Source organism: Ornithinibacter sp. (genome assembly GCF_035443565.1).
Taxonomy (GTDB): domain Bacteria; phylum Actinomycetota; class Actinomycetes; order Actinomycetales; family Dermatophilaceae; genus Fodinibacter.
Map to the genome: position 1 here is coordinate 3,154 of NZ_DAORSO010000125.1, position 3,370 is coordinate 6,523.

2 protein-coding genes are annotated in these 3,370 nt (G+C 71.9%); both read left to right on the plus strand.

All coding sequences use genetic code 11. The features are described 5' to 3' along the window. Window positions 1–1,357 (plus strand): hydantoinase/oxoprolinase family protein (locus tag PLL68_RS11410; RefSeq protein ID WP_324534183.1); only part of this gene is annotated, 1,357 nt, incomplete at its 5' end. 1 nt (window position 1,358) lies between these two features. After that, a complete protein-coding gene (locus tag PLL68_RS11415) occupies window positions 1,359–3,368 on the plus strand; it encodes a hydantoinase B/oxoprolinase family protein (protein WP_324534185.1) in 2,010 nt (669 codons plus the stop codon). Window positions 3,369–3,370: the final 2 nt, after the last annotated feature.

Consider the following 3,370-nt stretch of genomic DNA (forward strand, 5'->3'; position numbering starts at 1 on the left):
GATCCCGTTCTACGTCATGAAGTCCAACGGTGGGGTGCTGTCGGCCGACGAGGTCGTGCACCAGCCGATCACCACCGTGCTCTCCGGCCCGGCCGCGGGGGCCCTGGGGGCGGCGCTCATCGCCCGTCGCGCGGGGTTCGACAGGGTGCTCACCTGCGACGGCGGTGGCACCTCCACCGACGTCTCGGTCGTGCTCGACGGTGAGCCGACGCTCACCACCGAGGGGACGGTCGGCGCCTACCCGAGCAAGATCCCGATGATCGACGTCGTCACCGTCGGCGCGGGCGGTGGCTCGATCGCCTGGGTCACTCCCGAGGGCACCCTCAAGGTGGGGCCTCAGTCGGCCGGGGCCGACCCCGGACCGCTCTGCTACGGCAAGGGCGGCACGGAGCCGACGATCACCGACGCCCACGTCGTGCTCGGGCGCATCCCTCCTCACCTGCTCGGTGGCGAGATCCCGCTCGACGTGGATGCCGCGCGCGCCGGCATCCGTGACCTCGCCGCCCGCCTCGGGCTCGACGAGGAACGGTGCGCCACCGGCATCCTCGAGATCTCCGCGTGGAACCAGGCGAACGCCCTTCGTCAGGTGTCGGTGAAGCGCGGGCTCGACGTGCGCGACTTCATGCTGACCACCTTCGGCGGGTCGGGGTCGCTGCTCGCGTGCCGGCTCGTCGACATCCTCGACCTCGCCGGGGTCGTCGTGCCGCAGAACCCCGGGAACGTGTCGGCGTTCGGGCTGCTCACCGTCGACGTCAAGAACGACTACGTGCAGACCCACGTGGCCCGGCACGCCGGCCTGGACCGGTCCGCCGTCGAGAAGGTGCTCGACGAGCTCACCGCCCTGGCCACTGCCGCCCTCGACACCGAGGGTTTCCCCCGCGAGCAGCACGAGCACGTGCGCACCGCCGACCTGCGCTACTTCGGCCAGGCCTACGAGGTGCGGGTGCCCATCGGCGCCGGCCCGCTCGACGAGGCAGCGGCCGAGGCGGTCGCGCAGCGGTTCCACGACGAGCACCGCCAGCTCTACGGCTACGACTTCCGCGACGACCCGCGCCAGCAGGTCGAGTGGGTCAACCTGCGGGTGACCGGCATCGGCCCGATCACCCGGCCCGAGCTGCGCGAGATCGCCCCGCGCGATGATGCCCCCCTCACCCCGCGCTCCGCGCGCCCCGTCTGCTTCGACGCGGATGCCGGGTACGTCACCACCGACGTCTACTGGCGCCCGGACCTGCGGGCCGGCGACACCTTCCGCGGCCCGGCCGTCATCGAGGAGTTCGGCTCCACCGTTCCCGTCCACCCCGGCTTCACCGTGCGCGTCGACGCGTTCGGCAACCTCGTCGTCACCAAGGAGGCCTGACATGTGCGGCCCCATGATCCACACCGCCGTGGCACCGCCGGCGACGTCCGGCAGCGCCGGCGCGCCCGCGGCATCCGACCTGCCCGTCAACCCGGCCGGACTGCCCACCGCGTACGAGCACGGCAACCGGCTCACCCCCGAGGGCAGCACGGTCGACCCGATCCTCGTCGAGATCGTCCAGGGCACCCTGGCCAGCGTCGAGATGGAGGTCGAGACCGCCATCGCGCGCACGTCGCGCAGCCCGATGATCCGCGACGCGCACGACTTCCGCGCCGGCATCCACGACCGCCAGCTGCGCAAGCTGACCGGGCGCTCGTACTCGGCGCTCGTGCACCCGATCGCACGCGACTTCCCCCTCGACGAGATGCGCGAGGGCGACGTGTTCTTCCACAACGACGTCTACGAGTCCGAGGGCGGCATCGGCCACCTGCCCGACCTGTGCGTCACCGTGCCGGTGTTCCACGACGGCGAGGTCGTCGCGTTCGTGCAGGCGTTCGGCCACCACGACGACATCGGTGGTGCGGTGCCCGGCTCGATGCCGAGCAACGCGCGCACCGTCTTCGAAGAGGGCCTGTCGGTGCCACCGATCAAGCTGTGGGATGCCGGCGTGCCCAACCAGGCTGCGCTGCGGATCATGACCCGCAACTCCCGGATGCCGGACAGCCTCGCCGCCGACCTCGACGCCGAGTGCTCCGCGTGCCTCATGGGTGCGCGCCGGCTCGGCGAGCTGTTCGCCCGGTACGGCCGCGACAGCATCGAGGCGGCCTTCGACGCCATCCTCGACGCGACGACCGAGACCTACCGGCGCGAGATCCTCGGCAAGATCCCCGACGGCACCTACGTCTGGGAGGACTACGCCGAGCACGACGGGGTCGACGAGCCGCAGCTGCACACCCAGCGGATCACCCTCACCAAGACCTCGACCGGCGGCCCGGGCCCCGGCGACGGCGGGCCGAAGCTCGTCATCGACTTCACCGGCACCGGTCCGCAGGCCAAGGGCCCGATCAACCACTGCGGGGACTACGTCGGCGGCAACTTCCTCAAGAAGTGGCTCGCGCCGATCCTGCGCAACCTCGCCGACACCCCCGAGCGGATGGCCGAGCTCGACGTCAACGAGGGCATCGTGCCGCTCATCGAGATGCGCTTCCCCGAGAAGGGCACGCTGCTCACGCCGATCTACCCGGCCCCGACCAACGCGCGCACGTTCGTCATCCTGCGCCTCCTCGGTGTGCTCGCGGGGGTCGTCGCCAAGGCGGTCGACGGGCGGATGCCGGCCGACCAGGAGACCATCCGCTACACCGGCGTCTACGGCAAGGACCGCGACGGCAACGACTACCTCATGCGCGAGGTGCTCGGCGGTGGCTCGGGTGGGCGCTACTACGCCGACGGCGAGGACACCATCCACGTCGTGCCCGACAGCCGCAACCTGCCGACCGAGTTCACCGAGAGCCGTTTCCCGTTCATCGTCGAGCGGCTCGGGCTGGCCGTCGACTCCGGCGGCGCCGGGCGCTACCGCGGCGGCCTGGGCTACGAGAAGCAGATCCGGATGTTGCGCGACGCCAACTTCATGTCGATCGCCGACCGGTCGATCCTGGCCTGCTGGGGGGTCAAGGGCGGAAAGGCGGGCCGGCCGTTCGAGGTGACCATCGACGTCGGCGGGCCGAACGAGCGGGTCGTCGACGCGCTGGCCGACGCCGAGCCGGTGCTGGCCGGGCAGGTGATCCGCATCCGCACCACCGGTGGCGGCGGGTGGGGCGACCCGCTCGAGCGTCCCTACGACGAGGTCGAGCGCGACCTGCGCTGGGGCAAGGTCTCCTTCGAGGGGGCCCGGGCCGACTACGGTGTCGTCGCGTCGGGTAGCGCAGACGCGGTCGTCATCGACGTCGCCGCGTCCGATGCCGTGCGCGCCGAGTTGCGGGCCGAGCGCGGCGAGCAGCCGTTCTTCGACCGCGGGCCGGGGTACGCGGCGCTGTCGGGTGGTGCCACCTCCGCCGAGGTCGACTGGGTGTGAGC

What these genes read in the sequence shown, in the direction of transcription:
- PLL68_RS11415 (WP_324534185.1), top strand. Translation starts at nt 1,359, where the DNA reads ATGTGCGGCCCCATGATCCACACCGCCGTGGCACCGCCGGCGACGTCC.